Genomic DNA, 24,610 nt, shown 5'->3' on the forward strand with positions numbered 1-24,610 from the left:
TCCCACCATGAACCAGCTGATCGATCCCCAGACCATCGCGCCGCCCTATCGGCATCGCTACTCGCATGCTTTCGTCGTGCCTGCGGAGGCGCGGCTGCTGATCAGCTCCGGCACCGTGGGTGTCGATCCGGAAGGAGGCGTGCCTGCTGACTTCGGGCGTCAGGTCGAGCTCGTGATGGTGAACCTGAGCGAGATCCTGCAGTCCGCGGGCATGGGCTGGGACGACGTCGTGAAGTTCACGGGCTACCTCAAGCCGCAGTGCGACATGGCCACTTTTGCCGAGATCCGTCACCGCTACTTCGGCAGCATCAAGCCGGCGATGACGCTGGTGTGGGTGGCCGGCCTGGTCGATGCCCGCTGGATGCTCGAGGTCGAGATCATGGCCGCCCGGCGGGAGCATCTCACGTCAGGGCATCGACCCCATCCGCCTGCCGCGGCGGCCGCCGAGGCAGGCCTTCTGAACCCCTCTCGATCAATGGAGCTCAAGCCATGAAACACATGACGATTGCGCAGCAGGCACCCGATGGCCTCGTCGGTCCACGGCAGCCGGGAGCGGCGCCTGGCGGCCTGGCCTGGCTGCGATCGGTGCCCGGCACTTTCCTGCGGGACCCTGCGCGGGCGCTGGCCATGCGCGCGCGCCGGCGCACGCTCGGGACTGCACTGCTGCTGGTGCTGGCCGCCGCGGCGCTGAGCCTGGCCTTGCCCGTGCGGGCGGCGGATGCCATTCGGATCGGCGTGATCGCCCCGTTCAACACTCCCCCGGGCGACGGCCTGCTGAATGCTGCGCGGCTGGCCGCAGACGACATCAACGCCGCCGGCGGGATCGGCGGCCGTCCGGTGGAGCTGGTCCTCGCGAATGACGAGTACAAGCCGGATGGTGCCGCCAATGCCTACAAGAAGCTGGCGCTCTCGGACCAGGTCGTCGCCGTGATCGGCACCGCGTCCAGTGGCTCGGCGCTGGCCGTTGTCGACCAGATGGTGCGCTACAAGGTCCCGTTCCTCTCGACCGGGGCGGCCACCCTGCAGCTCTCCGACCGCGTCACGCAGGACCGCGAGCGGCACCAGTACTGGTTCCGCGTCATGCACACCACCGACGAGATGGCGGGGTCGCTCAGCGACTTCGCCGTCCGCTTCCTGCTCAAGGAACGGGGGCTCGTGCGCGCGGCCATCCTGTCGGAGAACGCCGTGTGGGCCAAGGGCCTGCTGCCGCCGCTGAAGCAGGGGCTCGCGGCGGCCGGGGTGAAGATCGTCGCCGAGGAGGCCTTCGACGTCGACACCAAGGACTTCAAGCCGCTGCTGACCAAGCTCCTGCGGGCCGATCCGCAGTACATCATCGACCTGTCCTCGCACGTTGACGGCGCCATCTACGTCAAGCAGTGGGGCGAGATGCAGGGGCCGCCGATGGTCGGCGTCAATGCCTCCGGCGCCTCGACGCGGTTCTGGAAGGACACCGACGGTCGCGCGGTGAGCCACATGAACCTCATGACGGGCGGCCAGCGCGTTGCGATGACACCCCGGACCATCGCCTGGTACGACCGTTACGTCGCCCGCTTCAAGGTGTCACCGGACTACACCAGCGGCTACACCTATGACGCGCTCTTCATCCTCAAGCAGGCCCTGGAGAAAGGGGCCGCCACGCCGGACGCGCTCGTGCGGTCCCTGGAGGCGACGGACCTCGTCGGGGTGACGGCACGCTGGGCGTTCGAGCGCAATCACAACGCCCGCTTCGGCCCGGGCTTCCGTGCCATCGGCGTCAACCAGTGGCGCCCGGACGGCGAGCGGCGCGTCGTCTGGCCGCCCGAGATCCGCACCGAGCCCATGGCCGCGCCGCCCTGGCAGCACTGAACCGCCTTCTCACGGAGGGAGCCTCCCATGTATCTGGCCCAAGCCTTCGCAGCCCAGCGTCGCGGCGAGCCGCTGACGCCCTGGCAGGTCGAGCGCCGTGCGCTGCGACCCCATGACGTCCTCATCGACATCGATTTCTGCGGTGTCTGCCACTCCGACCTCCACCAGGCTCGCGGCGAATGGGGACGGCAGCTGTTCCCGATGGTGCCGGGGCACGAGATCGTCGGTACCGTCACGGCGGTGGGGGCGGCCGTGCAGCACCGGCACGCGGGCGAGCGTGTCGGCGTCGGCTGCTTCGTGGATGCCTGCCGGCATTGCCAGCCTTGCCGCGCAGGCCTCGAGCAGTACTGCCAGCAGGGGATGACGGCCACCTACAACGGGCTGGAGCGCGACGGGCTCACCCGCACCTACGGCGGCTATGCCACGGCCATCGTGGTCGACGAGGCCTTCACGGTGGCGATGCCCGATGCCTTGCCGTCCGATGCCGCCGCGCCGCTGCTGTGCGCGGGTATCACGCTCTATTCGCCACTGCGTCATTGGCAGGTCGGGCCGGGCACTCGGCTGGCCATCCTGGGCCTCGGCGGGCTGGGCCATGTCGGCGTGCGGCTTGCCAGAGCCATGGGGGCCGAGGTGACCGTCCTCAGCCATTCGCCCCACAAGCAGGCCGATGCGCTCCGGCTGGGGGCCCACGCCTTCCACAGCTCGAGCGACTTCGGTGCGGAGCCGCAGTTGCGGGGGGCCTTCGACCTCATCCTCAACACCGTCTCTGCGCCGGTGGACCTGGATGCGCTGTCCGGCCTGCTGCGTTGCGACGGCACGCTGGTCCTGTTGGGGATCTCGCCGCAGGCGCAGTCCGTCCGTGCCACCAGCCTGATCGGGCAGCGACGCCGCCTCGCTGGATCGTCACTGGGCGGCATCGCCGAGACGCAGGACATGCTGTCGTTCTGCGCCGCCCATGGCATCGTCTGCGACATCGAGCGCATTCGCATGCAGGACATCAATGCGGCCTTCGAGCGCCTGGACCGGGGCGATGTGCGCTACCGCTTTGTCATTGACATGGGCTCGTTGCGTTGAGCCCCAAGCCACCCGCATCCGCCCGCCGGTCCGTTGGGCGAGCCCGAGACTCCCAGGAGTCTTCCATGGACTGGCACGAGGGCAGCGCGGCCCCGCGGGCGCTCAAGCGCGGCGATCTGGTGGTGGAGCAGATCAAGCGCTGGATCACTGAACGGAACCTTCGCCCGGGTGCGCGCCTCCCACGGGAGCTGGACCTCCTGGAACACTTCGGCGTCAGCCGCGGCAGCATGCGCGAGGCGCTCAAGGCGCTGGAGGTTCAGGGGTTGATCCGCCTGAGTACCGGGCCGGGAGGCGGTGCCACGATGGAGGCGGTCTCGCTGGACCGGACCTTTCAGTTCCTCCAGAACTACCTCTTCTTCCAGGACATCGATGTCCGAGACATCTACGCGGTGCGGCGCCTGGTCGAGCCTGCGCTGGCCGCGGAAGCCGTGCCCCATCTGTCGAGCGAGGACTTCGCGGCGATGGATCGCACCATCGACTGCTGCGAACCGATCGCCGGGGCGTCTTGCCTGATGCACCAGAGGACGGAGGACCTGCACTTCCACGACATCCTGGCGGACGCCTGCCCCAATCCCTTCCTGCGCTTTCACTGCAAGCTGATCAACGCGCTGCTGCAGACCATGGTCGTGGGATCCGTCCATGCCTCTCCGGAGGCCTATCAGCAGCTCGGACAGGCCGCGGTACGGTACCACCGCCGGATCCTGGCGGCAGCGCGCCGGCAGGATGCGGCACTCGTGTCGCGGCTGATGCTTGCGCACATCGTCGATACCGAGCGCCATCTCGATGCCGTGCAGGCCGCCCTGCGCAGCCGCCTGCTGCTGGACTCCGAGATGAAACGCCAGCGGCGCCGGCCCCGACACGATGAAGGTTGAGCCGGGCCTGCCGACCTGCTGGCCGGTGCCGGGGCCGGCCCGCCGTCGGCATGAGAAGATGCCCGCTCCGGGTCGTGAGACTCAATGACGCATTGACGGGGAGTTCTCCATGCGCGCCATCGTCGGCATCGTCGGTCTGCTCATCGTGCTGACCATCGTGATGTTCAACGCGAAGCACTCGACGCAGCAGCTGAAGGCTGCTTCCCCCGAGGCGGCGTCCGGCGCCGGCGCCCCGGCCGAGCCGCGCGCTCAGACCGAGGCCGTGCGCGAGCAGGTCCAGGGCCTGGTGGATCAGGCGGCCCAGCGGGCGTCGGAGGCTGCCGCACCCTGAGGCAGCTCAGGCGGCCTCTCGGATGCCGGCCGCCAGGGCCAGCGCCGACAGCGGCGCGCAGCCCTCGGCATGATTGCTGATGCCGATGTAGACGGGCCAGCCCGCCGCGGCGGTGGCACGGGCCACCCGGGCGAGCACCCGACGCGTGTCGGGGTCGGGATCCACCAGTCGGGAGTAGTCGCCGTAGCGTTGCTCCGCGTCCTCGTAGCCGAAGGGGCCGTGGCGCCGATGGAGGTTCCAGCGGCAGACGAGGGGAGCGGGCCACAGGCGGCGCAGGACCCACAGCTGATCGTCGATCGCCGGGAGCTTGGGGTGCAGGCCCAGGCAGTAGCTGGCGCCATGGCGCCGAAGAACCTGCACGAAGCCGTCCGTCAGCCACTGGGCGTCCCGCACTTCGATGGCGATGACGCCCTGAGGGCAGCGCTGGTGCAGCTCCGGCAGGTCCGGCAGGGCGCTGAGCAGGCGGTCCAGCCTGGCCAGGCAGTCGTCCATGCGATCCAGCCACGCCGGGGGCAGGGGGCTCAGCTGGAACACCAGGGCACCCAGCTTGTGCCCCAGGCCCTCCATGGCGGGGCGCACGAAGTCCTGCAGCGCGAGGTCCGGATCCAGGAAGGCCGGGTTGACCTGCCGGCCGCGCCCTTGCTCGTCGCGCATCTGGGCATCGCACACCAGGGCGGGACCTTTCACGAGGAAGCGGAAATCGTCCCCGACCTGCTGGGCCAGCTGCTCGTACTGCGAGACCGTGAGACCCCGATAGAAGGTCCGGTCCACGCAGACGCAGCGCAGGAGCGGGTGCCGCGCGTAGGCCTGCAGGCCGCGCCGGGCGAGCTGGGACTCGCTGTAGGGCTTGTCCCAGACCAGACCGGCCCAGCCGGGATAGCTCCAGGTGGAGCCGCCGAGGCGGATCAGCGAGGGCAGGTCGGCCGCCAGGGCGAGCGTCTCGGGCGTCGGGACCGCCGGCTGGATGCCACGCGTCCTGGGGCTGCCCGGCGCCGGGGCGTCGATCCGCTCATCGGCGCCGTCATCGGCGCCGTCGTCTGCCTCGTCGTCTGCCCCGTCATGGGCCGGCCCCACCGCCCGCTTGGAGGCAGAGGCGGTCGCGCGCCGCCCCGGCTGCCCAGGCGGGGCGGGCGCGGCGGCCGGGTCGGGGGGAAAGAGGCTCTCCTGCATGGGGAGCGAGCATACGTCCCGGCGCCAGCGCGGCCCGGATGCGGGCGGCGAAGACCGGGCGTGGATGAGGCCTTCGCGGACGGCCGTTCAGTCCTGCGCAGGGGGCCAGGCCCGTGCCCTCGCCGGTGCACCGTCGGGGACGGCATCCCCGGTCCCTCGCGACGGCACCCATCGAGCGCTGAAAGGGGCTTGCTACACTGGGAAACCCCATGACCGAACACGCCTCCACCGCCCCGGACGCCCCGCCCTGCTCGCCGGCCGACGACTACGCCATGCGCCTGGCGCTGGACCAGGCCCACAACGCCTGGCTCGTGGGCGAGGTGCCCGTGGGTGCCGTGCTGATGCGCCAGGGGCAGGTGATTGCCACCGGCTACAACCGTCCCATCACCACACACGATCCGACGGCGCACGCCGAGATCGTGGCCCTGCGCCATGCCGCGCAACTGCTCGGCAACTACCGCCTGCCCGAGTGCGAGCTCTTCGTCACGCTGGAGCCCTGCGCCATGTGCGCCATGGCGATGATGCATGCCCGGCTCAAGCGCGTGGTGTTCGCCGCGCCGGACCCGAAGACCGGTGTTGCCGGCTCGGTGCTCAACCTCTTCGGCGAGCGGCAGCTGAATCACCACACCTGCATCCAGGGCGGCGTGCTCGCCGAGCCGGCGGCCCAGCTCCTGCGCCAGTTCTTTGCCGAGCGGCGCGCGGCCGCCCGCCAGCGCCGCGATGAGCGGCGGGCCGCCGCCGCGCGGTCCGACGACTCCAGCATCCCGGTGGGCGACGCCAGCCCGCTGGACTTTTTCCCCAAGGACTTCCCCAGCCTATGAGCACCAGCCTGATCCTCTACACCCCTGCCGGCGTTCTGCCGCAGGCCCAACCCCTGCGCCGTGCCGCCCGTCGGCTCAGCGCGCTGGGCTTCGAGGTCAGCATCGACGAGGCGGCCCTGGCGAAGCACCAGCGCTTCGCGGGTGATGACGCCACGCGTCTGGCGGCTCTGCACCGCGTGGCGGCTGCCGCGCCGTCCGTGGCCATGGCCACTCGCGGGGGCTACGGCATGACGCGGCTGCTGGATCAGATCGACTGGCCCCTGCTCGCCCGCAGCGTCGAGCAGGGCACGCGCTGGGTGGGCTTGAGCGACCTCACCAGCCTGCATCTCGGTCTGCTCAAGCATGCCAAGGCCGTCACCTGGGCCGGCCCGATGGCCTGCGAGGACTTCGGCCGCACCGACGAGGACGGCGGTGTGGATGACGTTACCCAGGACTGCTTCCTGGAGGCCATGCACGGCGAACTGGAGGCCATCGGCTTCCGCACCGAGGCCGGCTTCGACGGCCTGGAGGCCCGCGGGACGCTGTGGGGCGGCAACCTCAGCATCGTGAACTCGCTGCTCGGCACGCCGCATTTCCCGCGCGTCAAGGGCGGGATCCTCTTCCTCGAGGACGTCAACGAGCACCCCTACCGGGTCGAGCGCAGCCTGTTGCAGCTGCAGCAGGCAGGCCTCCTGGATGAGCAGAAGGCGGTCATCCTGGGCGACTTCAGCGCTTGGAAGAAGTCGCCGCTGGACCGCGGCTACACGCTCAAGAGTGCCGTCGAGGCCGTCCGCTCGCGCACGAAGACGCCCATCCTGACCGGGCTGCCCTTCGGCCATGTCCCGACCAAGGTCTGCCTGCCCGTGGGGCATCGCGTGGACCTCGTCGTCCAGGGCCGCGACGTGATCGCTGCCTGGGGGCACTGAGCCCCGGGCCGGGGCGGGGCGGGGCCATGGCGCCCCGACGTCCGGGCGCCCGCACAAGAACAAAGGCCCTGATGTCGCCATCAGGGCCTTTTTTTTGGGGCTCTCCCACCGAAGCGGGAGAGCAGGGGGCGTCAAGCCTTGATCAGAACTTGTGGTTGTACTGTGCCGAGAAGGTCACAGCACGGGGAGCCGTGTAGTTCTGTTCCATCTGGTACAGGGCGCTGCGGGCGCCGCTGGCCGAGTTGTAGGCTTCGTTGACGGCCGTGATGGTCTGCTTGTCGAACACGTTGAAGACTTCCGCCTTCAGCGTCAGGCCCTTCAGCCAGCTGGGCTTGTACATCAGAGCCACGTCGAGGCGGGTCTCCCACGGCAGGAAGCCCAGGCCACCGCGGCCAGGAGCGTCCTTGCAGACGTAGAAGATGGAGCCATAGCCCGAGCTCAGGTGTGCCGGATCCTGGTCGACAGGCAGCGTGGCCGAGCACGAACGGGGACGGCCGGAGGCGAGCAGGGCATTGCCGGAGACCGAGAACTGGTCGCTCAGCTCATACACACCCATGGCCTTGATCTGGTGGCGGCGCATGTTGGGCAGGGGGCCGCTGCCGTTGATCATGATCTCGGGGAAGTCCCACACCGAGGTGAAGCCGACGTCAGCCTGACCGTTGTCAGACTTCTGCTGGCCTTCGGTGTTGCCGGTGCTCTTGGCCAGGGTGTAGGTCACCTTGCCGTACCAGCCGTTGCGCATCGGGTGTTCCAGCGAGAAGTCCAGCGCCATGTAGTTGCGCTTCAGACCTTCGGGGAAGCCCCACTCGCTCCACTTGATGGCCACTTCCTTCATGGTCTGGACGGTCTTGCCGTTGACCACGGTCTCGCCCACGGGGACGATGAAGGTGTTGTCCTGGCCCGGGTTGAACAGGCTGCCACCCCAGTTGCCGGCGAAGTAGTCGTACTCGGCGGCCGTCATGTGGCTCTTGAACGGACGGGTGTCGGACACGTCGTCGATCGAGCTGACCAGCTTGCGGTAGTTGAAGCGCATGCCGGCGACGTACTCGGAGCCCAGGGCCTTCTCGAAGCCGATGGCGAACTCGTCCTGCGTGTTGGAGCGGATGTCCTTCGAGGCGATCACGCGGGCGTCCGGCGGCACGCCGTACTCGTTGTTGGGCGAGTAGACATTGCCGATGGAGACCTTGCCTTGCGGAGCGCCCGTGACGGGATCCACGCCGGTGTAGGTGTAGAAGTTCTGCGTGTTCAGCGAACCGCCGGCGAAACGCACGGCCAGGTTGGCCGGGATCTGCAGGTGGTAGCGACCCGCCGTGCCGTACACCTTCATGCTGGCGTCGCCATTGACGTCCCACGTAGCCGAGAAGCGGGGAGCCAGCTGGCGCTTCTTCTCGATGATGGTCTCGCCAAGGGAGTTCAGGTTGGTGAACTGCTCGTTGCGCAGGCCGAAGACCAGTTGCAGGTCCTTGGTGGCCTGGTAGCGATCTTCGATGTACTGGGCGGCCTGCTTGACTTCAGGCGTGGCGCCTTGCAGCAGGTGGTTCTCGCTGACGTAGTAGCCGAGCTTGCCCAGGGGGCTGCCGGTCGAGGCCGGGGATGCGGTCATGCCGGAGCTCACCTCGTTCGGATTGTCCGAACGCAGGTAGGTGTAGCTGCCGCCACCCGCTGCGGAGTTGCCGTTGGCTGCCTTGATGTGGTTGGAGTCGATACCGGCGCGGACCGTGTGACGGTCGTTGATGCGGTACTCGACGTCGAGGCGGTAGCCGGTGTTCTCGTCGTGGGCATCGTCACGCAGCAGGTTGGACGTGAAGCCCTGGACCTGCGACGGGGTGTAGTTGATGCCCGGGGCGCGAGCGTCCACGGCGGCGTTCACCGGATACAGGCCCGGGATGTAGTTCAGCGGGCTCTGGACGCGAACGGTCTTGCTCTTGCCGGCCAGGGCCTGGACGGTCAGGTCATCGGTGATGTAACCGGTGTACTTGATGATGTCCAGGTTGGCGCCCTGCGGAGCCGACATGGCGGCACCCGTGGCGCTCAGGAACGGCACGCCGGCGGCGTAGTTCTCGAAGTCGGCGCCACCGCCCAGCACGTCGTTGCGCTTGAGGGTCTTGTAGTCGAAACCGAAGTAGCGGTCCTTCGACTTCACCGTGTCACGGATGCCCGTGTACTCCAGGTGATGGTTGTCGGAGATGTTCCAGTCCAGCTTCAGGAAGGAGCGGGGGGTGGTGCGGGTCTGTTCCAGCCAACCCGTCTTGCCGGCGTCCACGCTGTTGGAGGCCAGGCGGGTGCCTTCATGCGTCATCTCCGTCCGCTCAGCGGCGAAGTAGAACATCAGCTTGTCCTTGATGATCGGACCCGCGATGGAGGCGGTCAGGCGCTTCTCGTCGTAGCTGTCATCGCCGTTGTAGAAGAACAGCGTGCCGTCGGTGGCCGGGAATGCGCCGGTGTTGCCGTAGCGGATGTCGCGCTGCTTGGCGCGCAGAGCCTTGGGCGACCAGGAGGCGCCGACACCGACTTCCCAGTCGTTCGAGCCCGACTTGGTGTTGATGTTGATCACGCCGCCGGTCGAGCGGCCGAATTCGGCACCGTAACCGCCGGTGATCACGTTGGTCGAGGCGATCGCGCCGAAGGGCAGCGACGAGTAGCCGACCTGGAACATGCCGTTCGTGGCCGTGAAACCGTTGATGTAGATCGCGTTTTCCGACGAGCCGGAACCGCCGAAGCTGGCGGCGTTGTTGCCGTAGCGGAAGTCGGCGCGGGTCGTGGCGGGGGCGAGCTGCACCACGGCGGCCACGTTTTCCTGCACCGGCAGGCGGGCGATGTCCTTCGAGGTGAAGGTGGCGCCGCTGTTGGAGCGGGACACGTCGATGACCTGGCGGCGGCCAGTCACTTCCACGGTTTGCAGGGCGGCGGTGGTGGCGGCGCTGAACTTCAGTTCGAAACCTTGGCCGGCCACGAGCTCGATGGTGTCGGTCGAGGTGACCTTGCCGTCGACGATCAGCTGGGCACGGTAGGTGCCGGGGGGCAGGGACGAGGCCTGGAACTGGCCCTTGGCGTCCGGCGTGACGGCGCGCTTGGCACCGGTCGCCACGTTCTCCAGCTGGATGGTGGTGCCGGGCTTGGCGACGACCACACCGTAGACCGTGCTGTTGGTGGTGGACTGGGCGTAGACGGCGCTAGACGCCACCATGAGGCCCACAGCAACTGCAACCGCTGACCGACGTGCAAAGGTCAGGGAGCCTTCATTCACTCGAACTGTCATAGGAAAACCCTCATTTGTTAGGAAGACTGCATTCAGTCTTGACTTGACTCACCGTGACGACCTTCGTGAGGCGCGTGGTTGGCGCGGCAAGCAGAAACTGCGTGGGCGATTTTCAGAACTTTGGAGAGGGGGCCCCTTAGGGTTAGCCCATGATGTGCGAGCGCAGCAAACCTGGGCGCCTTCAAGCAGCTCCGTTCAAAGTGCTGCCAAGCTTCTGTCAGCGCTGAGTATTTGTGCGCTACGGAGATCATCTGGGGCCATGACGCATGGCATCTCCATGACGAATGGCTGCGCGTATACCCTTGTGATTGGTGAGCAACAAAGCGTCGTGGCAGGTACTGTCCAAGTGCAAACGCCCCTCGGGGGCCCCGCTGGGTGCGCGACCGGCGCCGATGCATTACGATGGGACCAGTAGAATACCGGTTGATGCGGCGCCGGTCGGCTGCGTCCAAGCACAGAAGGCGTCTTGAAAGCTCGGGGTAAGCCCGAACCGGTCTAGAGAGGGCTCTCGCGTATCATTTCGCCTCTGCTGCATGGCCGCGGAGTTCTGCGCGCGCGTCCCGAGGCGTGCCCGGAACTATTGGGCATGTCGGTAACCCGCTTGAAGTCAGACCTGTGTCGCTTGCTGCTACATTGCCGGTCCTGCGTCGAGTGAAGGGTGGTTGCTTTGGAGACTGGGCATCCACCTGCGTAGAAGGGGTCGCTTCACGGGGCGTCCTTTTTTGTTGTGCCGCCTTGAGCGGTACGTGTTGCTGAGTTTTTCGAAGTCTTTTGAAGGAGCGCGCATGAACTTTGCGCAGGAGAACAACAGTTCGTCGCGGCTGACGGGCTTTGGCGTCGTGGTGGTAGTCCACGTGCTGATGGCCTACGCCCTGGCGAGCGGGTTGGCGAAGAAGGTGGTCCAGGCCATCGCGCCGATCGAGACCAAGGTCATTGAAGAGGTGAAGAAGCCGCCGCCTCCCGTCGAGAAGGTGGTCCCGCCGCCTCCTGACATGAAGGCTCCGCCGCCTCCGTTCATTCCGCCTCCTGAAGTCCAGGTGACGGCTCCGGCGCCCCCGGCCCCGATCCAGATGCAGAGCTCTGATCGCCCGCCCGCGACCGAAGTGCGCCCGACGCCGCAGCCTACGCCGGCACCGCCCGCACCGAAGCCTGCCGTGACCGGTCCCAAGACCGCTGCCATGGTCTGCACCAAGATGGGCAAGCCGGAAGTGCCGTCGGTGAACTGGTCTGGCCGTGCTGAATTCAAGGCCACGGCCACGGTGAAGGCCGGCCGCGTGGTCGGCGTCGAACTGACCGTCATCAAGGCGGCGAGCGATCGCAAGGCGCAGCGCGCCATGCAGAACGCCATTTCCCAGGCACTGGCAGATACCTACGAGTGCCCTGGCGATCACGTGTTCGAACAGGACTTCGTGTTCAACATCGACTGATGAATCCGGGCCGCACGCCCGGTTCTCGACACAAGAAGGGGCTGGCACCTGGCCCCACTTTCTCAACTGAACTTCAGTTTTCTTTGCGTAGGAGTTGACTCCATGATCTCTCGTATCTCCGCCTTGATCGCGGCAATCGCAGTTGCTGCGACCCTGGCCGTGTCGCCGATGGTTGCTCATGCCCAGGACCAGAAGCCTGCCGAGCAAACCGCAGCTCCTGCTGAAGCCGCCGCTCCCGCTCCTGCCGCTCCCGTGACTGAAAAGTCCACCGAGAACCCCTACAGCCTGGGCAACATCGTCGCCCACGGCAACGTGGTCGACCAGATGGTCCTGGCCATCCTGGCTGTGATGTCCATGGGTTCCTGGTACATCCTCTTCACCAAGCTGTGGGACACCTCCAAGCTGGCCAAGGAAGCCAAGGAAGCTCGCGCCACCTTCTTCAAGAAGGCCAGCCTGCAAGACGGCATCAAGACCCTGAGCGAGACCGGCGCCATGCGCTACATCGCCCAGAGCGCCGTCGAAGCCTCTGACCACCACGAAGGTGCCCTGACCGAGAACATCGATCACAACACCTGGGTGACCATGAACGTCGAACGCGCCGTCGGCGAAGTCAACACCCGTCTGCAAGGCGGCCTGGGCTTCCTGGCGACCGTGGGCTCGACCTCTCCCTTCATCGGCCTGTTCGGTACCGTGTGGGGCATTCTGCAGGCCCTGACCCAGATCGGCGTGGCTGGCCAAGCTTCGATCGACAAGGTCGCCGGCCCCGTGGGCGCCGCCCTGATCATGACCGCCATCGGTCTGGCCGTCGCTGTGCCTGCCGTGCTGGGCTACAACTGGCTGGTGAACCGCAACAAGGCCGTGATGTCGCAAGTGCGCGCCTTCGCTTCCGACCTGCATGGCGTCCTGATGGGCAGCCGTCAAGTCAAGCGCTAATCCAATTCATCCCGGAGTTCCATCATGGGAATGAACGTCGGATCCTCCTCCGGCGATGATGAAGTGGTCTCGACCATCAACACCACGCCCCTCGTGGACGTGATGTTGGTGCTCTTGATCATCTTTCTGATCACCGTTCCGGTGGTCACGCAATCGGTGACGCTTTCCTTGCCCAAGGAAACGAACCTGGTTCGCGTCACCAAGCCGGAGAACATCGAAATCGCGGTTACCAAGGATGGCGACATCTACTGGGCAACCGCCAACGTGCCGGACACGGATGCTCTCTTCGAGCGTCTGAAGAAGGTGGCCGTGCTGAATCCTCAGCCTGAGGTGCACATTCGTGGCGACGAAAAGGCTCGTTACGAATCCGTTGGTAAGGTGATCTACACCTGCCAGCGTGCCGGCATCATGAAGATCAGCTTCATCACCGAGCCGCCTGCGCGCGGTGGTTGAGGCAGGAGCACAGCATGGGAATGAATGTTGGTAGTTCGTCCAGCGGGGACGAAGCCGATGTGATGATGGATGTCAACACCACGCCTCTGATTGACGTGATGTTGGTGCTGCTGGTGATGCTGATCATCACCATCCCGATCCAGCTGCACTCGGTGAACATGAACATGCCGAACGGCGCACCGCCTCCGACGGAAGTGAAGGAGCCGGTGGTGGTCGAGATCTTCATCGACTTCGACGGCACCGTTCTGTGGAACAACGAGCAGATCGACAAGAACCAGCTGGAGGCTCGCTTGATCGAGGCCGCCAAGCCGGGTCCCGATCAGCCCGAAGTCCACATCAAGCCGAACAAGCTGGTGGACTATGGCCGCGTGGCCATGGTGCTGGCAGCCGCTCAACGCCTCGGTGTGACCAAGATGGGCATCGTCGGCAACGAGCAGTTCGTCAAGTAAAACTTGCGTAGACTTCATGGACGCGCTGTCCGCAAGGGCCGCGCGTCTTTTCACGTCAGGAGATGAAACAATGAAAATCAAGGCACTGGCCACGGCCGCCGTCGGCGCCATGGCTCTGGTTCTGGGTGCCGGCCCCCAGGGAGAGATCGGTTTTTCCCAGGCGAGTGCGCAGTCGGAAGGCGTGCGCCCCGAGATCGGCAAGCCTCTGAAGGAGGCGGGCGCCCTGATCAAGGCCGGCAAGTACAAGGAAGCGCTGGGCAAGGTGCGGGACGCCGAGGCGGTGTCCGGCCGTACCGCCAGCGAGAACTACCAGCTGGAATACATGCGTGTCGCCGCCGCTTCGGGCGCATCCGACACCGACTCCATGGTCAAGGGCTTCGAGGCCCTGAAGGCCAGCGGCAAGCTCGGCGCTGCCGACCAGCTGCGCATGATCGAGTCGATCGCCGGCACCTACCTGCGCAACCGTGACCACGCCAAGGCGCTGACCTGGGCGCAACGCTACTTCAAGGAAGGCGGCACCAGCGCCACCATGAAGGAAGTGCTGTCGCAGGCGCAGTATCTGTCGGGTGACATGGTCTCCATCATCAAGGAGACCAGCGAAGAAGTGGCCGCCGATGAGCGCGCCGGCCGCACGCCTTCGCAGAACAAGCTGAACCTGCTGCTGAACGCCGCCATGAAGGCCAAGGACAGCAACACCGAGGCCTCGGCCCTCGAGAAGCTGCTGACCTACTACCCCCGCAAGGAACTGTGGGCGGACGTCCTGAGCCGCGTGCAGCAGAAGCCCAGCTTCTCTGACCGCTTCTCGCTGGACATCTACCGCCTGAAGCTGGCCACCGGCAACTTCAAGGATGCCAACGACTACATGGAGTCGGCTCAGCTGGCCGTGCAGGCCGGTTTCCCTGACGAAGGCAAGCAGATCATCGACAAGGGCTTCGCTGCCGGCACGCTGGGCCAGGGCAACGAAGGCGCTCGTCACAAGCGTCTGCAGGACCTGATCGTCAAGAAGGTGGCCGAGGCCAAGGCCGGTGCTGCCGCTGCCGAGAAGGAAGCCCAGGATGCCAAGGACGGCAACGCCCTGGTGACGCTGGGCCTGGCCTACGCCTTCCGCGGCGAAGGTGCCAAGGGTGCCAAGCTGATCGAGCAGGGTATTGCCAAGGGCAACCTGAAGCGCCCGGAAGACGCCAAGCTCTACCAGGGCCTGGCCTACTTCCAGGGTGGCGACGTGACCAAGGCCCAGGCGGCCTGGCGCTCGGTCAAGGGCACCGATGGCGTCCAGGACATGGCGCGCCTGTGGAGCGTCTACGCTCGCGGCGCCAAGCGCTGATTGAGACCTCGCGTCCCATGAGAAACGGCCCCTCGGGGCCGTTTTTTCTTGTCTGCCGTCGCCCGCCTGCACCGGGTGGTGCGGGCGGGAGGGCGGTCCTCAGCGCGGGGCCAGGCGGATGGCACCGTCCAGGCGGATCACCTCGCCATTGAGCATGTCGTTCGTGACGATCTGGTGCACCAGCTTGGCGTAGTCGTCCGGGCGGCCCAGGCGCGAGGGGAAGGGCACGCTGGCGGCCAGGGCGTCCTGCACTTCCTGGGGCATGCCGAAGAGCATGGGCGTGCCGAAGATGCCGGGGGCGATGGTCATGTTGCGGATGCCATTGCGGGCCAGGTCGCGGGCGATGGGCAGGGTCATGCCCACGATGCCGCCCTTGGATGCCGCATACGCCGCTTGGCCGATCTGGCCGTCATAGGCGGCCACCGAGGCGGTGGAGATCATCACGCCGCGCTCGCCGGTCGCCTCCGGCTCGTTCTTGCACATGGCTTCCGAGGCCAGGCGGATCATGTTGAAGCTGCCGACCAGGTTCACGTTGATGACCTTCTGGAACAGCGACAGGGCGTGGGCGCCGTCCTTGCCGACCGTCTTGGCGGCCGGGGCGATGCCGGCGCAGTTCACCAGGCCCATCAGCTTGCCCAGGCTCACGGCCTTGGCCACGACGGCCTGCGCGTCGGCTTCCTGGCTCACATCGGCCTTCACGAAGGCGCCGCCCAGCTCGGCGGCCAGGGCCTCACCCTTTTCCACGTTCAGGTCGGCGATCACGACCTTGCCGCCTTCACGGGCCAGCATGCGGGCCGTGCCCTCGCCCAGACCCGATGCGCCGCCGGTGACGATGAAAACCTTGTTTGCGATGTCCATGCTTGTTGTCTCCTGAACAACTGACGTTAACGTAAACGTCAATTCTCCCGCAAAAGAAAAGCCGCTGAACAGCGGCTTGGGAGGATTTTTGTGACGCGGGTCAGGCCGACAGGGCCGCCATGGCGCGGCTGGTGATCTCGTCGACGGAGCCCATGCCTTCGATGCGGCGGTACTTCGGGGCCTGGGCGTCGCCCTGGGCGGCCCAGCTCGAGTAGTAGTCCACCAGCGGGCGCGTCTGGGCCGAGTAGACCTCCAGGCGCTTCTGGACGGTCTCTTCCTTGTCGTCGTCACGCTGGATGAGGTCTTCGCCCGTGGCGTCGTCCTTGCCTTCCACCTTGGGCGGATTGAACTTGACGTGGTAGGTGCGGCCCGAGGCCACGTGCACCCGGCGGCCGCTCATGCGCTCGATGATGGCCTCGAAGGGCACGTCGATTTCCAGCACATAGTCCAGCTTCACGCCGGCAGCCTTCATGGCATCGGCCTGGGGGATGGTGCGGGGGAAGCCGTCGAAGAGGAAGCCCTGGGCGCAGTCCGGCTGGGCGATGCGCTCCTTCACGAGGCCGATGATGATGTCATCGCTCACGAGGCCGCCAGCGTCCATGACCTTCTTGGCGGCCAGACCCATCTCGGTGCCGGCCTTGATCGCGGCGCGCAGCATGTCGCCGGTGGAGATCTGGGGGATGCCGAATTTCTGGCAGATGAAGGCGGCTTGGGTGCCTTTGCCAGCGCCGGGGGCGCCGAGAAGAATCAGTCGCATGGGGGTCCTCAATACTCAAGGGGGCGCACCTGCCCGGTGCTCCGACAAACTGCCGGGGAGAATATCACGCGCCAGCCTTCGCCTGGCTGACGGGCTCCCGGCTGTTCATGCGGTGTAACCCGAGGTTTCCGGCAAGGCTTGCTTGCGCTAGACAGAGGCCGGGACGCGCCTCTTTGCCGAGGCCCCGCGACGTCAACCGCGCTCAGCGCGCGGCATCGGCGGCCAACTGCGCCCGCACCCGCGCCAGGTCTTCCGGGGTGTCGACGCCCGGTCCCGGCCGCGTGTCGCTCACGTGCACGGCAATGCGCTCGCCATGCCACAGCACCCGGAGCTGCTCCAGGGCCTCGATCTGCTCCAGCGGGCTTTGCGCCAGCTGCGGGAAGCGCCGCAGGAAGCCGGCGCGGTAGCCATACAGCCCCACATGCCGCAGCACCGCCCCGGGGTAGGGCTGGGCACCGCCGCCGGGCGCGTCGCGCCACCAGGGCAGCGGTGCGCGCGAGAAGTACAGCGCATGGCCCGCCGCGTCGCAGACCAGCTTGACGACATTGGGGTTGGCGAACTCCTCGGCGCTGTCGATGCCGTGGGCCACGGTGCTCATCGCACAGTGCGGGCGGCTCAGGAGCAGCTCGGCACAGGCGCGGATCATGGCGGGGTCGATCAGGGGCTCGTCGCCCTGCACGTTCAGCACGACGGCGTCGTCCGCCAGCGCCAGCAACTCCACGGCCTCGGCCAGGCGGTCGCTGCCGCTGGGGTGGTCCGCGCGCGTGAGCAGGGCACGCACGCCATGGGCCTCGCAGGCGGCCTGCACGTCGGCGGCGTCGGTCGCGACGACCACCTGCAGGGCCCCCGCCATCGCCGCCCGCTGGGCCACGCGCACGATCATCGGCAGGCCGGCCAGGTCGGCCAGCGGCTTGTTCGGCAGGCGCGTGGAGGCCAGGCGGGCCGGGATGACGATGTGGAAGCTCATGCCGGCTCGGCGGGCTGCGCGCCCGGGCTGGCGGCGTCCAGCGAACGTGCCTCGTTCTCCAGCATCACGGGGATGCCGTCCCGGATGGGGAAGGCCAGGCGGTCGGCGTGGCAGACCAGCTCGCGGCGATCGCCCTCGCGCACGTGTTCCAGGGGGCCCTTGCAGATCGGGCAGACCAGCATTTCCAGCAGTCGCGTGTCCATGTTCAGCGGAGCAGGGCCTCGATGCGGGTGCACAGGGCCTGCTCGAAAGCAATCTCGGGCCTGAAGTCTAGCGCCACCACCCACACCTCCGTGGTGCCGATGCGATCCGGGGAGAGCTTCACAGCATCTTTTTCGGTGAGCACCACCGTCGGGCTGCCCGCCGGCCAGGGCAGGGGGGTGAAGTCGTGGTGGTCTGGCAGTGGCAGCGGGCGGATGTCCAGGCCTTCGGCCCGCAGCATGTCGAAGAAGGGCGTCGGCCGCGCGAGGCCCGCGCAGGCGAGCAGGGGCCGGCCGCGCAGGGCCTGGAGGGCGTCGAGGCGGGCGGGCTGCCCCTGCCACCAATCCTGCAGCCGTACGGCACCCGCGAGGCGGCGGGTGCCCACGAAGCCGGGATGCGCCGTGGTGACGCGTCCGGCGCTGTAGAGCACCAGCGTGTCATCACGGCTGCCGGGTGGGGCGGGCAGGGGGCCGGGCTGGCGCAGCGGTCCGGCCGGCAGCAGGCGGCCATTGGCGAGGCCGCGGTCGTCGATGACGACGATGCTCAGCTGGCGCGGCAGGCGCCAGTGCTGCAGGCCGTCGTCGGCGACGAGGAGGTCCAGCGCCGGGTGGGCCGCCAGCAGCGCTTCGGCCGCCGCGATGCGGTCACGCCCGACGGCGACCGGGCAGCGGCTTCGAAGATGGATCAGCAGCGGCTCGTCCCCGACATCCGCCGCGAGGCTGTCCGGGCGAACGAGCAGGGTCCGTGCGTCATCCCGGCGGCCGTAGCCTCGGGACACGACACCCGCGCGCCAGCCGTGCCGGGTGAGGAGTTCCAGCAGCGCCAGCGTGGCGGGCGTCTTGCCGGCGCCGCCGACAATCCAGTTGCCGACGACGATCACGGGGCGCGGCAGCGGCGTGCTGCGGCGACGCCCGGTCCGGTAGGCCCAGACGCGCAGCTTCAGCAGGGCCGCGTGCAGCGCTCCCAGCGGGCGCAGGCATTGCGCGAGGGCATCGTCGGTCGCCCAGGCGCGTTGCAGCCGCTCCTGCCAGCTCATGGAATCGAGGCTCCGCGAGCGCGCTCAGGCGCTCAATTGCCGCTCGTGCCCTGGGCCGCGAAGGTCAGGCGGGCGAGCCCCACCCGGCGAGCGGCGTCCATCACATTCATGACGGACTGGTGGGCGGCGGCGGCATCGGCGGACACGGTGATCGTGGTCTCGGGGTCCACGCCGTTGCTGCCCTGGGCGGCCTGCGCCAGGGCGGCGGCCAGGATGTCCACCGAGCGGCCCTCGATGAGCTGGCGGTTGATGGCGTAGTGCCCGTCGGCCGAGATGGCGACGATGATCTCTTTCGGGCGATCCTTCAGCGGGTCGGCGCTGGCGGTCGGCAGGGTGATCTGCAGCTCGGTGAACTTCGAGTAGCTGGTGGACAGCATCAGGAAGATCAGGATCACCAGCAGCACATCGATGAAGGGGATCAGGTTGATCTCGGGCTCCTCGCCCTGACGCTGGCGGAATTTCATCGCGAGCCGCCCTGCGTCAGGCGCATGAGGTGGCCCAGCAGCGCATCGCAGGACTCCTCCATCTCGAGCACATAGGCTTCGATGCGGCCGCGGAAATAGCGGTAGAACATCAGCGAGGGGATGGCGATGATCAGGCCGAAGGCGGTGTTGTAGAGCGCGATCGAGATGCCGTGGGCAAGCTGGGCAGGGTTGTTGCCGCTCGGGCCCTGGCTGCCGAAGATCTCGATCATGCCGACCACGGTGCCCAGCAGGCCCAGCAGCGGCGCGGCCGTGGCGATGGTGCCCAGCGTGTTGAGGTAGCGCTCGAGCTGGTGGATGGCGCCGCGGCCGGCCAGCTCGAAGGTCAGGCGAAGCTTCGGCTCGGGAATGCGAGGCTCGAGCACGCAGGCCCGCAGGCCGGTGGCCAGGACCTGGCCGAGCAGGGAGCTGTCGGAGAGCTTGTTCACGACGTCAGCGGGCGGGATCTGCTGCTGCGTGACGGCGATCACCTCCTCGACGAGCTTGGGCGGGGCGATGCGCTGCGGGCGCAGGCTGGCCAGGCGCTCGATGATCAAGGCCATGGCGACGATGGAACACAGAAGCAAGGGCCAGATCGGCCAGCCAGCGGCTTGTATGATCGAAAACAAAGGCTACCCCTCGGCGGTTTCGCAGGTCTGCAGCACGGACGCTGCGCGCGGGATTATGGCGCGAAGCCACCCCGCCCGGACCCAGGTTTGCAAGTAGACGTGAGAGCCGCGCTCCCGTAAAGCGGCACCGACCCGCCGGCAGGCGCGGTGCTCGCGCCGGCCGGTTCAGGCGCCCGTGGCGCGGGCCGGCAAGTCATCCACCGAGCCTGTGGATAACTTTGTGGGCAAGCTGTCAGCCGGTGTCGCCAGGGCCCGTCAAATCGAGGCCTGGCTCAGATTGCTGCATTTTTGAGCAGGAAAAAGGTGTTGAAAAACAAGCGTTTATGTGTCTGTGACGCAGGCATGACGGGGTGGATGGGCCGCAAAGCCTTGATTGGCGCGGCTGTGGAGTTCTGGACCCGCATGGATACTGGGCTGGCGCATGGATGAGGGCTTCAAACCCGCATCGGCACGGCTCACGTGGTCGGTCGCAGGGCTCGTCCGCGCCATCGGCGACAGCCTCGCCAGCCGCTTCGCCAGCGTGACCGTGGAGGGGGAGCTCTCGGGCTTCACCCGCGCCGCGAGCGGCCACTGCTACTTCAGCCTGAAGGACGCCGACGGCGGCAATGCGCTGCTGCGCTGTGCGCTGTTCCGCCGCACCGCAGCGATGCTCGACTTCCAGCCGGCCGACGGCCAGCGGGTGCAGATCCGTGGCCGGGTGGCCCTGTACGAACCGCGGGGCGACCTGCAGTTCGTGGCGGAGTCCATGCGCCGCGCTGGCGCCGGGGCGCTGTACGAGCAGTTCCTGCGGCTCAAGGCGCGCCTGGAGGCGGAAGGTCTCTTCGATGCGGACCGCAAGCGCGAGCTGCCGGCCTTCCCCCGCCGCATCGGGGTGATCACCTCGACCGCCGGTGCGGCCCTGCACGATGTGCTGACCGCCTTGGAGCGCCGGGCGCCGCATGTGGAGGTCTTCGTGTACCCGAGTCTTGTGCAGGGTGCGGATGCACCGGCCAGCGTGATGGCCGCACTGGCCCAGGCCAATGCGCGCCGTGACGCCGAAGTGCTCATCGTGTGCCGGGGCGGCGGATCGCTGGAGGACCTGTGGGCCTTCAACGACGAGCGCCTAGTCCGGGCGATGGCGGCCAGCGCGCTGCCGGTCATCGCGGGCATCGGCCATGAAACCGACATCACCCTGGCCGACCTGGCCGCGGACCTGCGCGCCCCGACCCCCACGGCCGCGGCTGAGCTGGCCGCACCCTCGCGCCAGGAGTGCCTGGGGCAGCTCGCGCATCTGCAGCATCTCCTGCAGCGTCGCGTGCACCGGGAGCTGGACACCGCGGCGCAGCGCCTGGACCGTGTCGCCCTGCGCCTGGCGCGGCCGGCCGAGGGCCTGGCGCGCCAGCGGCGGCAGGTGGCCCTGCTGGCGCAGCGCTGGGGGCAGGTCCTGCCGCGCTGGCAGGCACTGCAGGCGCAGCGCCTGGAGCACCTGGCCCAGCGCCACCGCACGAGCGCGCCGCAGCTGTTGCGCGCGGGTGGCCAGCGGCTGGACGGCCTGGCGGCCCGGCTGGCGGCCCTGGACCCCCAGCAGGTGCTGGCCCGCGGCTATGCCTGGCTGGACGATGGCCAGGGCCGGGCGCTGACGTCGGTCAACCAGCTGCAGGCCGGCCAGACGCTGCGCGCGGTGCTGGCCGACGGGGAGGCGGCGATGGCCGTCCTGAGCCTGGGAAGCGCGGGCGCCGAGGCCCCGCCTGCCGCGCCTGCCGCGCCTGCACGCAAGACGGCGGCCCGGCGCCCCCGCAAATCCGCCGAAGGCTGAGGCAGATCAAAGCGCCTGGATCCCCCAGGGTCTTGGCGGCTCTGCCTACAATGCCCCGGCACCGCGTGCGGCGGCCCGTCGCCGCGCCTGGATTTCGTCTCGCGGGCCCTGGCACCCTGTCAGGCCACGGACCCTTCCACCATCGACAACGAGAGGACCCACCATGGAACACACCCTGCCCGCCTTGCCCTATGCCAAGGACGCCCTGGCTCCCCACTACAGCGCCGAGACGCTGGAGTTCCACCACGGCAAGCATCACAACGCCTACGTGGTGAACCTGAACAATCTGCAGAAGGGCACCGAGTTCGAGAGCAAGACGCTGGAAGAGATCGTCAAGACCTCCAGCGGCGGCATCTACAACAACGCCGCCCAGATCTGGAACCACACCTTCTTCTGGAACTGCATGAAGCCCAACGGCGGCGGCGCTCCCACCGGCGCGCTGGCCGAGGCCATCAACGCCAAGTGGGGCAGCTACGACGCCTTCAAGGAAGCCTTCGTGAAGAGCGCCGTCGGCAACTTCGGTTCCGGCTGGACCTGGCTGGTCAAGAAGGCCGATGGCAGCGTGGACATCGTCAACACCGGTGCCGCCGGCACGCCGCTGACCACCGCCGACAAGGCCCTGCTGACCGTCGACGTGTGGGAACACGCCTACTACATCGACTACCGCAACCTGCGCCAGAAGTTCGTCGAGACCTTCCTGTCCAATCTGGTGAACTGGGAGTTCGCTCAGGCCAACTTCGCCTGAGCCCCGCGCTATGGCGCGTGGGCGGCAGCGATGTCGCCTCCGTGCCGCCTCAGTGAAAGACCGGCCCCGTGCCGGTCTTTTTTCTTGCCCGCAGGCGGCACAATCGACGCCTTCCCCTGCAGTAGATGGTGTGCGATGCGAGTGCTCCTGGTCGAAGACGATGCCGCCCTGGGCCTGGGCGTGGCCCGGGCGCTGGAGCGCGAAGGCTGGCAGGTGGACCTGCTCCAGGAGGGGCGCGCGGCTCTGGCGCCGGGTCTGATGGGGCAATTCGACCTGGCGGTGCTGGACCTCGGCCTGCCGGGGGTCGATGGCATGACCGTGCTGCGCGAGTGGCGCTCCCAGGGCCTCAAGTTGCCGGTGCTGCTGCTGACGGCCCGCGATGAACTGGCGGACCGCGTGAGCGGCCTCAACGCCGGTGCGGACGACTACCTCGTCAAGCCCTTCGACCTGAGCGAGCTCATCGCCCGGCTGCGGGCCCTCAAGCGCCGCGCCGAGGGGCGCACGAGCGACTGCCTGGTGCTGGGGGCGCTGAGCCTGGACCTGGCGCACAAGGAACTGAGCCACAAGGGCGAGATCGTGCGGCTGAGCCCGCGCGAGTACGCCCTCACGGAGATGCTGATGCAGCGCCCGGGCCGCGTGGTCAGCAAGGACGCCATCGTGGCGCGCCTCTCCAGCTGGGAGTCCGACTTCAGCGAGAACTCGGTCGAGGTCTACGTCTGCCGGCTGCGCAAGCGCTTCGTCGAGCTGGGCGTGGCCATCCGCACGGTGCGGGGCTTTGGCTATGCCATCGACCAGGCGCAGCCGGGAGAGACCGTCGGTGCAGACGGCTGAGGGCGCGCTGCCGGCCGGTCCGCGGCGTGCGCGCAGCCTGCGGGCCCAGCTGCTGCGACCGTTGGCCTGGATCTGGTCCCTGGGGCTTGCGGTGGCAGCTTTCGGCGCCTACGAGCTGGCCGTCGTGGCGGGGGATGCTGCCTTCGACCGCGGCCTGCAGGACTCCGCCACGGCGCTGGCCGGCAAGGTCGTCTGGACGGACCGCGGGCCGCTGCTGGACGTCAGCCGGCAGTACTTCGAGCTGCTCACCTGGGACCAGACCGAGCTGAGCAACTATGCGATGCTGGACGAGCAGGGCCGGGTGCTGGCGGGCGACGCCGCGGTGCCGCCGCCGCTGCAGCGCGTCTCGCGCCGCGCCTTCGAGCGGCCCATGCTCTACAACGCCCGCATGGGGGACGAGCCGGTGCGTGGCGCGCTGTTCTCCATCGCCTCGCCCATGCTGGACCGGCACGTCAGCATCCTGGTCGTCGAGACGCTGCACAAGCGTCAGCGCCTGGTGCTGGACGTGCTGACGGTGATGGCCGTGCCGACGCTGGGGCTGGGCTTTCTCACGCTGTCGCTGCTGGCCTGGGGCATCCGCCGCGGCGTGGCGCCGCTGCGAGCGGTGGCGGCCGAGGTGGCCAGCCGCGAGCCGAGCGACTGGCGGCCGCTGTCCGTCCAGGGCGTGCCGGCCGAGGTGCTGCCCCTGATCGAGCGGATCAACAGCCTGCTGGCCAACGTCGAGGACGCCGTGGCCCTGCAGCGCCGCTTCGTGGCGGATGCCGCGCACCAGCTGCGAACGCCGGTGGCAGGCCTGCGGGTGCTGAGCCAGGAGCTGGGGGCGGAGCTCAGTGGCGTCGGCGGTCCCCTGGCCGGGCGGACGGCGCCGCTGCTGGACGGTCTGCAACAGTCCAGTGAGCGTATGGGCAAGCTGATCGCCCAGCTGCTGACGCTGGCCCGCGCCGAGGCGGCGCTGATGCAGCTGCAGGGCGTCGAGACCCTGGCCCTCGGGCCCCTGATCCATGAGGCCGTGGAGCCGCTGGCGCTGGAGGCCGTGCGGCGAGGGCGGGAGATCCAGCTGCAGCTCGACGAGACGCCGCAGCAGCCCATCGAGGCCCGGGCGCATCCCCTGTGGCTCGGCGAGGCGATCAGCAACGCCGTGGACAACGCCTTGCGCTATGGCGGCCGGCACATCAGGGTCCGGCTGCAGGCCGAGGAGGGCTGGGCGTGCATCCGCATCAGCGACGACGGCCCCGGCGTGCCGAGCGCCGATCTGGCGCGGCTGGGCCAGGCCTTCTGGCGCGGCGAGCGGGCGGATGTGCGGGCGCAGGATGGCACCGGCCTGGGCCTGGCGATCGCCCGGGACGTCATCCAGCGCCTCGGCGGACGGTGGGAGGCGCGCAGCCGGCCCGAGTTCGACGGCCTGGAGCTGGTCTGGCGCCTGCCGCTGGCCTGAGGGACGCGGGCCGCGGTCTGGACGCCAGGCGT

Annotated in this window: 25 protein-coding genes; 16 read left to right on the top strand and 9 right to left on the bottom strand. The window is 68.1% G+C overall.

The window, feature by feature from the left end; all coding sequences use genetic code 11:
- Nucleotides 1–7: 7 nt before the first annotated feature.
- The 5 genes from QRD43_RS17540 to QRD43_RS17560 all read left to right on the top strand — a co-directional run bounded on the left by QRD43_RS17540 (nucleotide 8) and on the right by QRD43_RS17560 (nucleotide 4,122).
- Nucleotides 8–493 (top strand): RidA family protein, encoded by a 486-nt coding sequence (locus QRD43_RS17540; protein ID WP_285983799.1) that lies wholly within the window; start codon nucleotides 8–10, stop codon nucleotides 491–493.
- A complete protein-coding gene (locus tag QRD43_RS17545; RefSeq protein WP_285983800.1) occupies nucleotides 490–1,845 on the top strand; it encodes an ABC transporter substrate-binding protein in 1,356 nt (451 codons plus the stop codon). The genes QRD43_RS17540 and QRD43_RS17545 overlap by 4 nt, the downstream gene beginning before the upstream one ends.
- 27 nt (nucleotides 1,846–1,872) lie before the next feature.
- Nucleotides 1,873–2,919, top strand: coding sequence for an NAD(P)-dependent alcohol dehydrogenase (locus tag QRD43_RS17550; RefSeq protein WP_285983801.1), 1,047 nt, complete (start codon nucleotides 1,873–1,875; stop codon nucleotides 2,917–2,919).
- Nucleotides 2,920–2,984: 65 nt separating this feature from the next.
- A complete protein-coding gene (locus QRD43_RS17555) occupies nucleotides 2,985–3,791 on the top strand; it encodes a FadR/GntR family transcriptional regulator (protein ID WP_285983802.1) in 807 nt (268 codons plus the stop codon).
- 109 nt (nucleotides 3,792–3,900) lie between these two features.
- Nucleotides 3,901–4,122, top strand: coding sequence for a hypothetical protein (locus QRD43_RS17560; RefSeq protein ID WP_285983803.1), 222 nt, complete (start codon nucleotides 3,901–3,903; stop codon nucleotides 4,120–4,122).
- Nucleotides 4,123–4,128: 6 nt separating this feature from the next.
- Here the strand turns inward: QRD43_RS17560 and QRD43_RS17565 are convergent, their stop codons facing one another.
- Nucleotides 4,129–5,292 (bottom strand): DUF72 domain-containing protein, encoded by a 1,164-nt coding sequence (locus tag QRD43_RS17565; RefSeq protein WP_285983804.1) that lies wholly within the window; start codon nucleotides 5,290–5,292, stop codon nucleotides 4,129–4,131.
- Between the two features lie 209 nt (nucleotides 5,293–5,501).
- Here QRD43_RS17565 and tadA point away from each other — a divergent pair, with 209 nt between their 5' ends.
- Nucleotides 5,502–6,113, top strand: coding sequence for a tRNA adenosine(34) deaminase TadA (gene tadA, locus QRD43_RS17570; protein WP_285983805.1), 612 nt, complete (start codon nucleotides 5,502–5,504; stop codon nucleotides 6,111–6,113).
- A complete protein-coding gene (locus QRD43_RS17575) occupies nucleotides 6,110–7,018 on the top strand; it encodes an LD-carboxypeptidase (protein ID WP_285983806.1) in 909 nt (302 codons plus the stop codon). Before tadA ends, QRD43_RS17575 begins: the two co-directional genes overlap by 4 nt.
- Nucleotides 7,019–7,160: 142 nt before the next feature.
- On the opposite strand, the gene QRD43_RS17580 is transcribed toward QRD43_RS17575, so the two are convergent.
- A complete protein-coding gene (locus tag QRD43_RS17580; protein WP_285983807.1) occupies nucleotides 7,161–10,205 on the bottom strand; it encodes a TonB-dependent receptor in 3,045 nt (1,014 codons plus the stop codon).
- An 857-nt stretch (nucleotides 10,206–11,062) separates the two neighbouring features.
- On the opposite strand from QRD43_RS17580, the gene QRD43_RS17585 reads away from it, so the two are divergent.
- The 5 genes from QRD43_RS17585 to QRD43_RS17605 all read left to right on the top strand — a co-directional run bounded on the left by QRD43_RS17585 (nucleotide 11,063) and on the right by QRD43_RS17605 (nucleotide 14,863).
- Complete coding sequence (locus tag QRD43_RS17585; RefSeq protein WP_285983808.1) at nucleotides 11,063–11,704, top strand: hypothetical protein; 642 nt, start codon at nucleotides 11,063–11,065, stop codon at nucleotides 11,702–11,704.
- 252 nt (nucleotides 11,705–11,956) lie between these two features.
- Entirely contained in the window at nucleotides 11,957–12,637 is a 681-nt protein-coding gene (locus tag QRD43_RS17590) for a MotA/TolQ/ExbB proton channel family protein (protein ID WP_285983809.1), read from the top strand.
- A gap of 24 nt (nucleotides 12,638–12,661) precedes the next feature.
- Complete coding sequence (locus tag QRD43_RS17595; protein ID WP_285983810.1) at nucleotides 12,662–13,090, top strand: ExbD/TolR family protein; 429 nt, start codon at nucleotides 12,662–12,664, stop codon at nucleotides 13,088–13,090.
- Nucleotides 13,091–13,104: 14 nt separating this feature from the next.
- Complete coding sequence (locus QRD43_RS17600) at nucleotides 13,105–13,539, top strand: ExbD/TolR family protein (protein ID WP_285983811.1); 435 nt, start codon at nucleotides 13,105–13,107, stop codon at nucleotides 13,537–13,539.
- A 70-nt stretch (nucleotides 13,540–13,609) separates the two neighbouring features.
- Nucleotides 13,610–14,863 (top strand): hypothetical protein, encoded by a 1,254-nt coding sequence (locus QRD43_RS17605; RefSeq protein ID WP_285983812.1) that lies wholly within the window; start codon nucleotides 13,610–13,612, stop codon nucleotides 14,861–14,863.
- Nucleotides 14,864–14,962: 99 nt separating this feature from the next.
- Here the strand turns inward: QRD43_RS17605 and QRD43_RS17610 are convergent, their stop codons facing one another.
- From QRD43_RS17610 to QRD43_RS17640, 7 genes are all read right to left on the bottom strand, one after another.
- A complete protein-coding gene (locus QRD43_RS17610; protein ID WP_285983813.1) occupies nucleotides 14,963–15,721 on the bottom strand; it encodes a 3-hydroxyacyl-CoA dehydrogenase in 759 nt (252 codons plus the stop codon).
- A 100-nt stretch (nucleotides 15,722–15,821) separates the two neighbouring features.
- Nucleotides 15,822–16,478 carry an adenylate kinase gene (adk, locus tag QRD43_RS17615; RefSeq protein ID WP_285983814.1) on the bottom strand — a complete coding sequence of 219 codons (657 nt, stop codon included), beginning with the start codon at nucleotides 16,476–16,478 and terminating at the stop codon, nucleotides 15,822–15,824.
- A 202-nt stretch (nucleotides 16,479–16,680) separates the two neighbouring features.
- Nucleotides 16,681–17,445: a 3-deoxy-manno-octulosonate cytidylyltransferase gene (gene kdsB, locus QRD43_RS17620; protein ID WP_285983815.1), complete on the bottom strand. Its 765-nt coding sequence runs from the start codon at nucleotides 17,443–17,445 to the stop codon at nucleotides 16,681–16,683.
- Nucleotides 17,442–17,648, bottom strand: a complete 207-nt coding sequence (locus QRD43_RS17625; protein WP_285983816.1) for a Trm112 family protein — start codon at nucleotides 17,646–17,648, stop codon at nucleotides 17,442–17,444. The genes kdsB and QRD43_RS17625 overlap by 4 nt, the downstream gene beginning before the upstream one ends.
- A gap of 2 nt (nucleotides 17,649–17,650) precedes the next feature.
- Nucleotides 17,651–18,682, bottom strand: coding sequence for a tetraacyldisaccharide 4'-kinase (gene lpxK / locus QRD43_RS17630; RefSeq protein ID WP_285983817.1), 1,032 nt, complete (start codon nucleotides 18,680–18,682; stop codon nucleotides 17,651–17,653).
- 32 nt (nucleotides 18,683–18,714) lie between these two features.
- Nucleotides 18,715–19,146 (bottom strand): ExbD/TolR family protein, encoded by a 432-nt coding sequence (locus tag QRD43_RS17635; protein WP_285983818.1) that lies wholly within the window; start codon nucleotides 19,144–19,146, stop codon nucleotides 18,715–18,717.
- Nucleotides 19,143–19,772 (bottom strand): MotA/TolQ/ExbB proton channel family protein, encoded by a 630-nt coding sequence (locus QRD43_RS17640; protein ID WP_285983819.1) that lies wholly within the window; start codon nucleotides 19,770–19,772, stop codon nucleotides 19,143–19,145. Before QRD43_RS17640 ends, QRD43_RS17635 begins: the two co-directional genes overlap by 4 nt.
- A gap of 421 nt (nucleotides 19,773–20,193) precedes the next feature.
- Between QRD43_RS17640 and xseA the strand changes: the two genes are divergently transcribed.
- The 4 genes from xseA (at nucleotide 20,194) to QRD43_RS17660 (ending at nucleotide 24,578) form a co-directional block, all read left to right on the top strand.
- Entirely contained in the window at nucleotides 20,194–21,567 is a 1,374-nt protein-coding gene (gene xseA / locus QRD43_RS17645; RefSeq protein WP_285983820.1) for an exodeoxyribonuclease VII large subunit, read from the top strand.
- Between the two features lie 163 nt (nucleotides 21,568–21,730).
- Nucleotides 21,731–22,312: a superoxide dismutase gene (locus QRD43_RS17650; RefSeq protein ID WP_285983821.1), complete on the top strand. Its 582-nt coding sequence runs from the start codon at nucleotides 21,731–21,733 to the stop codon at nucleotides 22,310–22,312.
- Between the two features lie 135 nt (nucleotides 22,313–22,447).
- On the top strand, nucleotides 22,448–23,143 hold the full coding sequence (locus QRD43_RS17655; protein WP_285983822.1) for a response regulator: 696 nt from the start codon (nucleotides 22,448–22,450) through the stop codon (nucleotides 23,141–23,143).
- On the top strand, nucleotides 23,130–24,578 hold the full coding sequence (locus QRD43_RS17660; protein WP_285983823.1) for a sensor histidine kinase: 1,449 nt from the start codon (nucleotides 23,130–23,132) through the stop codon (nucleotides 24,576–24,578). Before QRD43_RS17655 ends, QRD43_RS17660 begins: the two co-directional genes overlap by 14 nt.
- Nucleotides 24,579–24,610 lie beyond the last annotated feature (32 nt).

This window comes from Roseateles subflavus, assembly GCF_030285365.1.
GTDB lineage: Bacteria > Pseudomonadota > Gammaproteobacteria > Burkholderiales > Burkholderiaceae_C > Roseateles_B > Roseateles_B subflavus.

What these genes read in the sequence shown, in the direction of transcription:
- QRD43_RS17540 (WP_285983799.1), top strand. Translation starts at nt 8, where the DNA reads ATGAACCAGCTGATCGATCCCCAGACCATCGCGCCGCCCTATCGGCAT.
- QRD43_RS17545 (WP_285983800.1), top strand. Translation starts at nt 490, where the DNA reads ATGAAACACATGACGATTGCGCAGCAGGCACCCGATGGCCTCGTCGGT.
- QRD43_RS17550 (WP_285983801.1), top strand. Translation starts at nt 1,873, where the DNA reads ATGTATCTGGCCCAAGCCTTCGCAGCCCAGCGTCGCGGCGAGCCGCTG.
- QRD43_RS17555 (WP_285983802.1), top strand. Translation starts at nt 2,985, where the DNA reads ATGGACTGGCACGAGGGCAGCGCGGCCCCGCGGGCGCTCAAGCGCGGC.
- QRD43_RS17560 (WP_285983803.1), top strand. Translation starts at nt 3,901, where the DNA reads ATGCGCGCCATCGTCGGCATCGTCGGTCTGCTCATCGTGCTGACCATC.
- QRD43_RS17565 (WP_285983804.1), bottom strand. Translation starts at nt 5,292, where the DNA reads ATGCAGGAGAGCCTCTTTCCCCCCGACCCGGCCGCCGCGCCCGCCCCG.
- tadA (WP_285983805.1), top strand. Translation starts at nt 5,502, where the DNA reads ATGACCGAACACGCCTCCACCGCCCCGGACGCCCCGCCCTGCTCGCCG.
- QRD43_RS17575 (WP_285983806.1), top strand. Translation starts at nt 6,110, where the DNA reads ATGAGCACCAGCCTGATCCTCTACACCCCTGCCGGCGTTCTGCCGCAG.
- QRD43_RS17580 (WP_285983807.1), bottom strand. Translation starts at nt 10,205, where the DNA reads ATGGTGGCGTCTAGCGCCGTCTACGCCCAGTCCACCACCAACAGCACG.
- QRD43_RS17585 (WP_285983808.1), top strand. Translation starts at nt 11,063, where the DNA reads ATGAACTTTGCGCAGGAGAACAACAGTTCGTCGCGGCTGACGGGCTTT.
- QRD43_RS17595 (WP_285983810.1), top strand. Translation starts at nt 12,662, where the DNA reads ATGGGAATGAACGTCGGATCCTCCTCCGGCGATGATGAAGTGGTCTCG.
- QRD43_RS17600 (WP_285983811.1), top strand. Translation starts at nt 13,105, where the DNA reads ATGGGAATGAATGTTGGTAGTTCGTCCAGCGGGGACGAAGCCGATGTG.
- QRD43_RS17605 (WP_285983812.1), top strand. Translation starts at nt 13,610, where the DNA reads ATGAAAATCAAGGCACTGGCCACGGCCGCCGTCGGCGCCATGGCTCTG.
- QRD43_RS17610 (WP_285983813.1), bottom strand. Translation starts at nt 15,721, where the DNA reads ATGGACATCGCAAACAAGGTTTTCATCGTCACCGGCGGCGCATCGGGT.
- adk (WP_285983814.1), bottom strand. Translation starts at nt 16,478, where the DNA reads ATGCGACTGATTCTTCTCGGCGCCCCCGGCGCTGGCAAAGGCACCCAA.
- kdsB (WP_285983815.1), bottom strand. Translation starts at nt 17,445, where the DNA reads ATGAGCTTCCACATCGTCATCCCGGCCCGCCTGGCCTCCACGCGCCTG.
- QRD43_RS17625 (WP_285983816.1), bottom strand. Translation starts at nt 17,648, where the DNA reads ATGGACACGCGACTGCTGGAAATGCTGGTCTGCCCGATCTGCAAGGGC.
- lpxK (WP_285983817.1), bottom strand. Translation starts at nt 18,682, where the DNA reads ATGAGCTGGCAGGAGCGGCTGCAACGCGCCTGGGCGACCGACGATGCC.
- QRD43_RS17635 (WP_285983818.1), bottom strand. Translation starts at nt 19,146, where the DNA reads ATGAAATTCCGCCAGCGTCAGGGCGAGGAGCCCGAGATCAACCTGATC.
- xseA (WP_285983820.1), top strand. Translation starts at nt 20,194, where the DNA reads ATGGATGAGGGCTTCAAACCCGCATCGGCACGGCTCACGTGGTCGGTC.
- QRD43_RS17650 (WP_285983821.1), top strand. Translation starts at nt 21,731, where the DNA reads ATGGAACACACCCTGCCCGCCTTGCCCTATGCCAAGGACGCCCTGGCT.
- QRD43_RS17655 (WP_285983822.1), top strand. Translation starts at nt 22,448, where the DNA reads ATGCGAGTGCTCCTGGTCGAAGACGATGCCGCCCTGGGCCTGGGCGTG.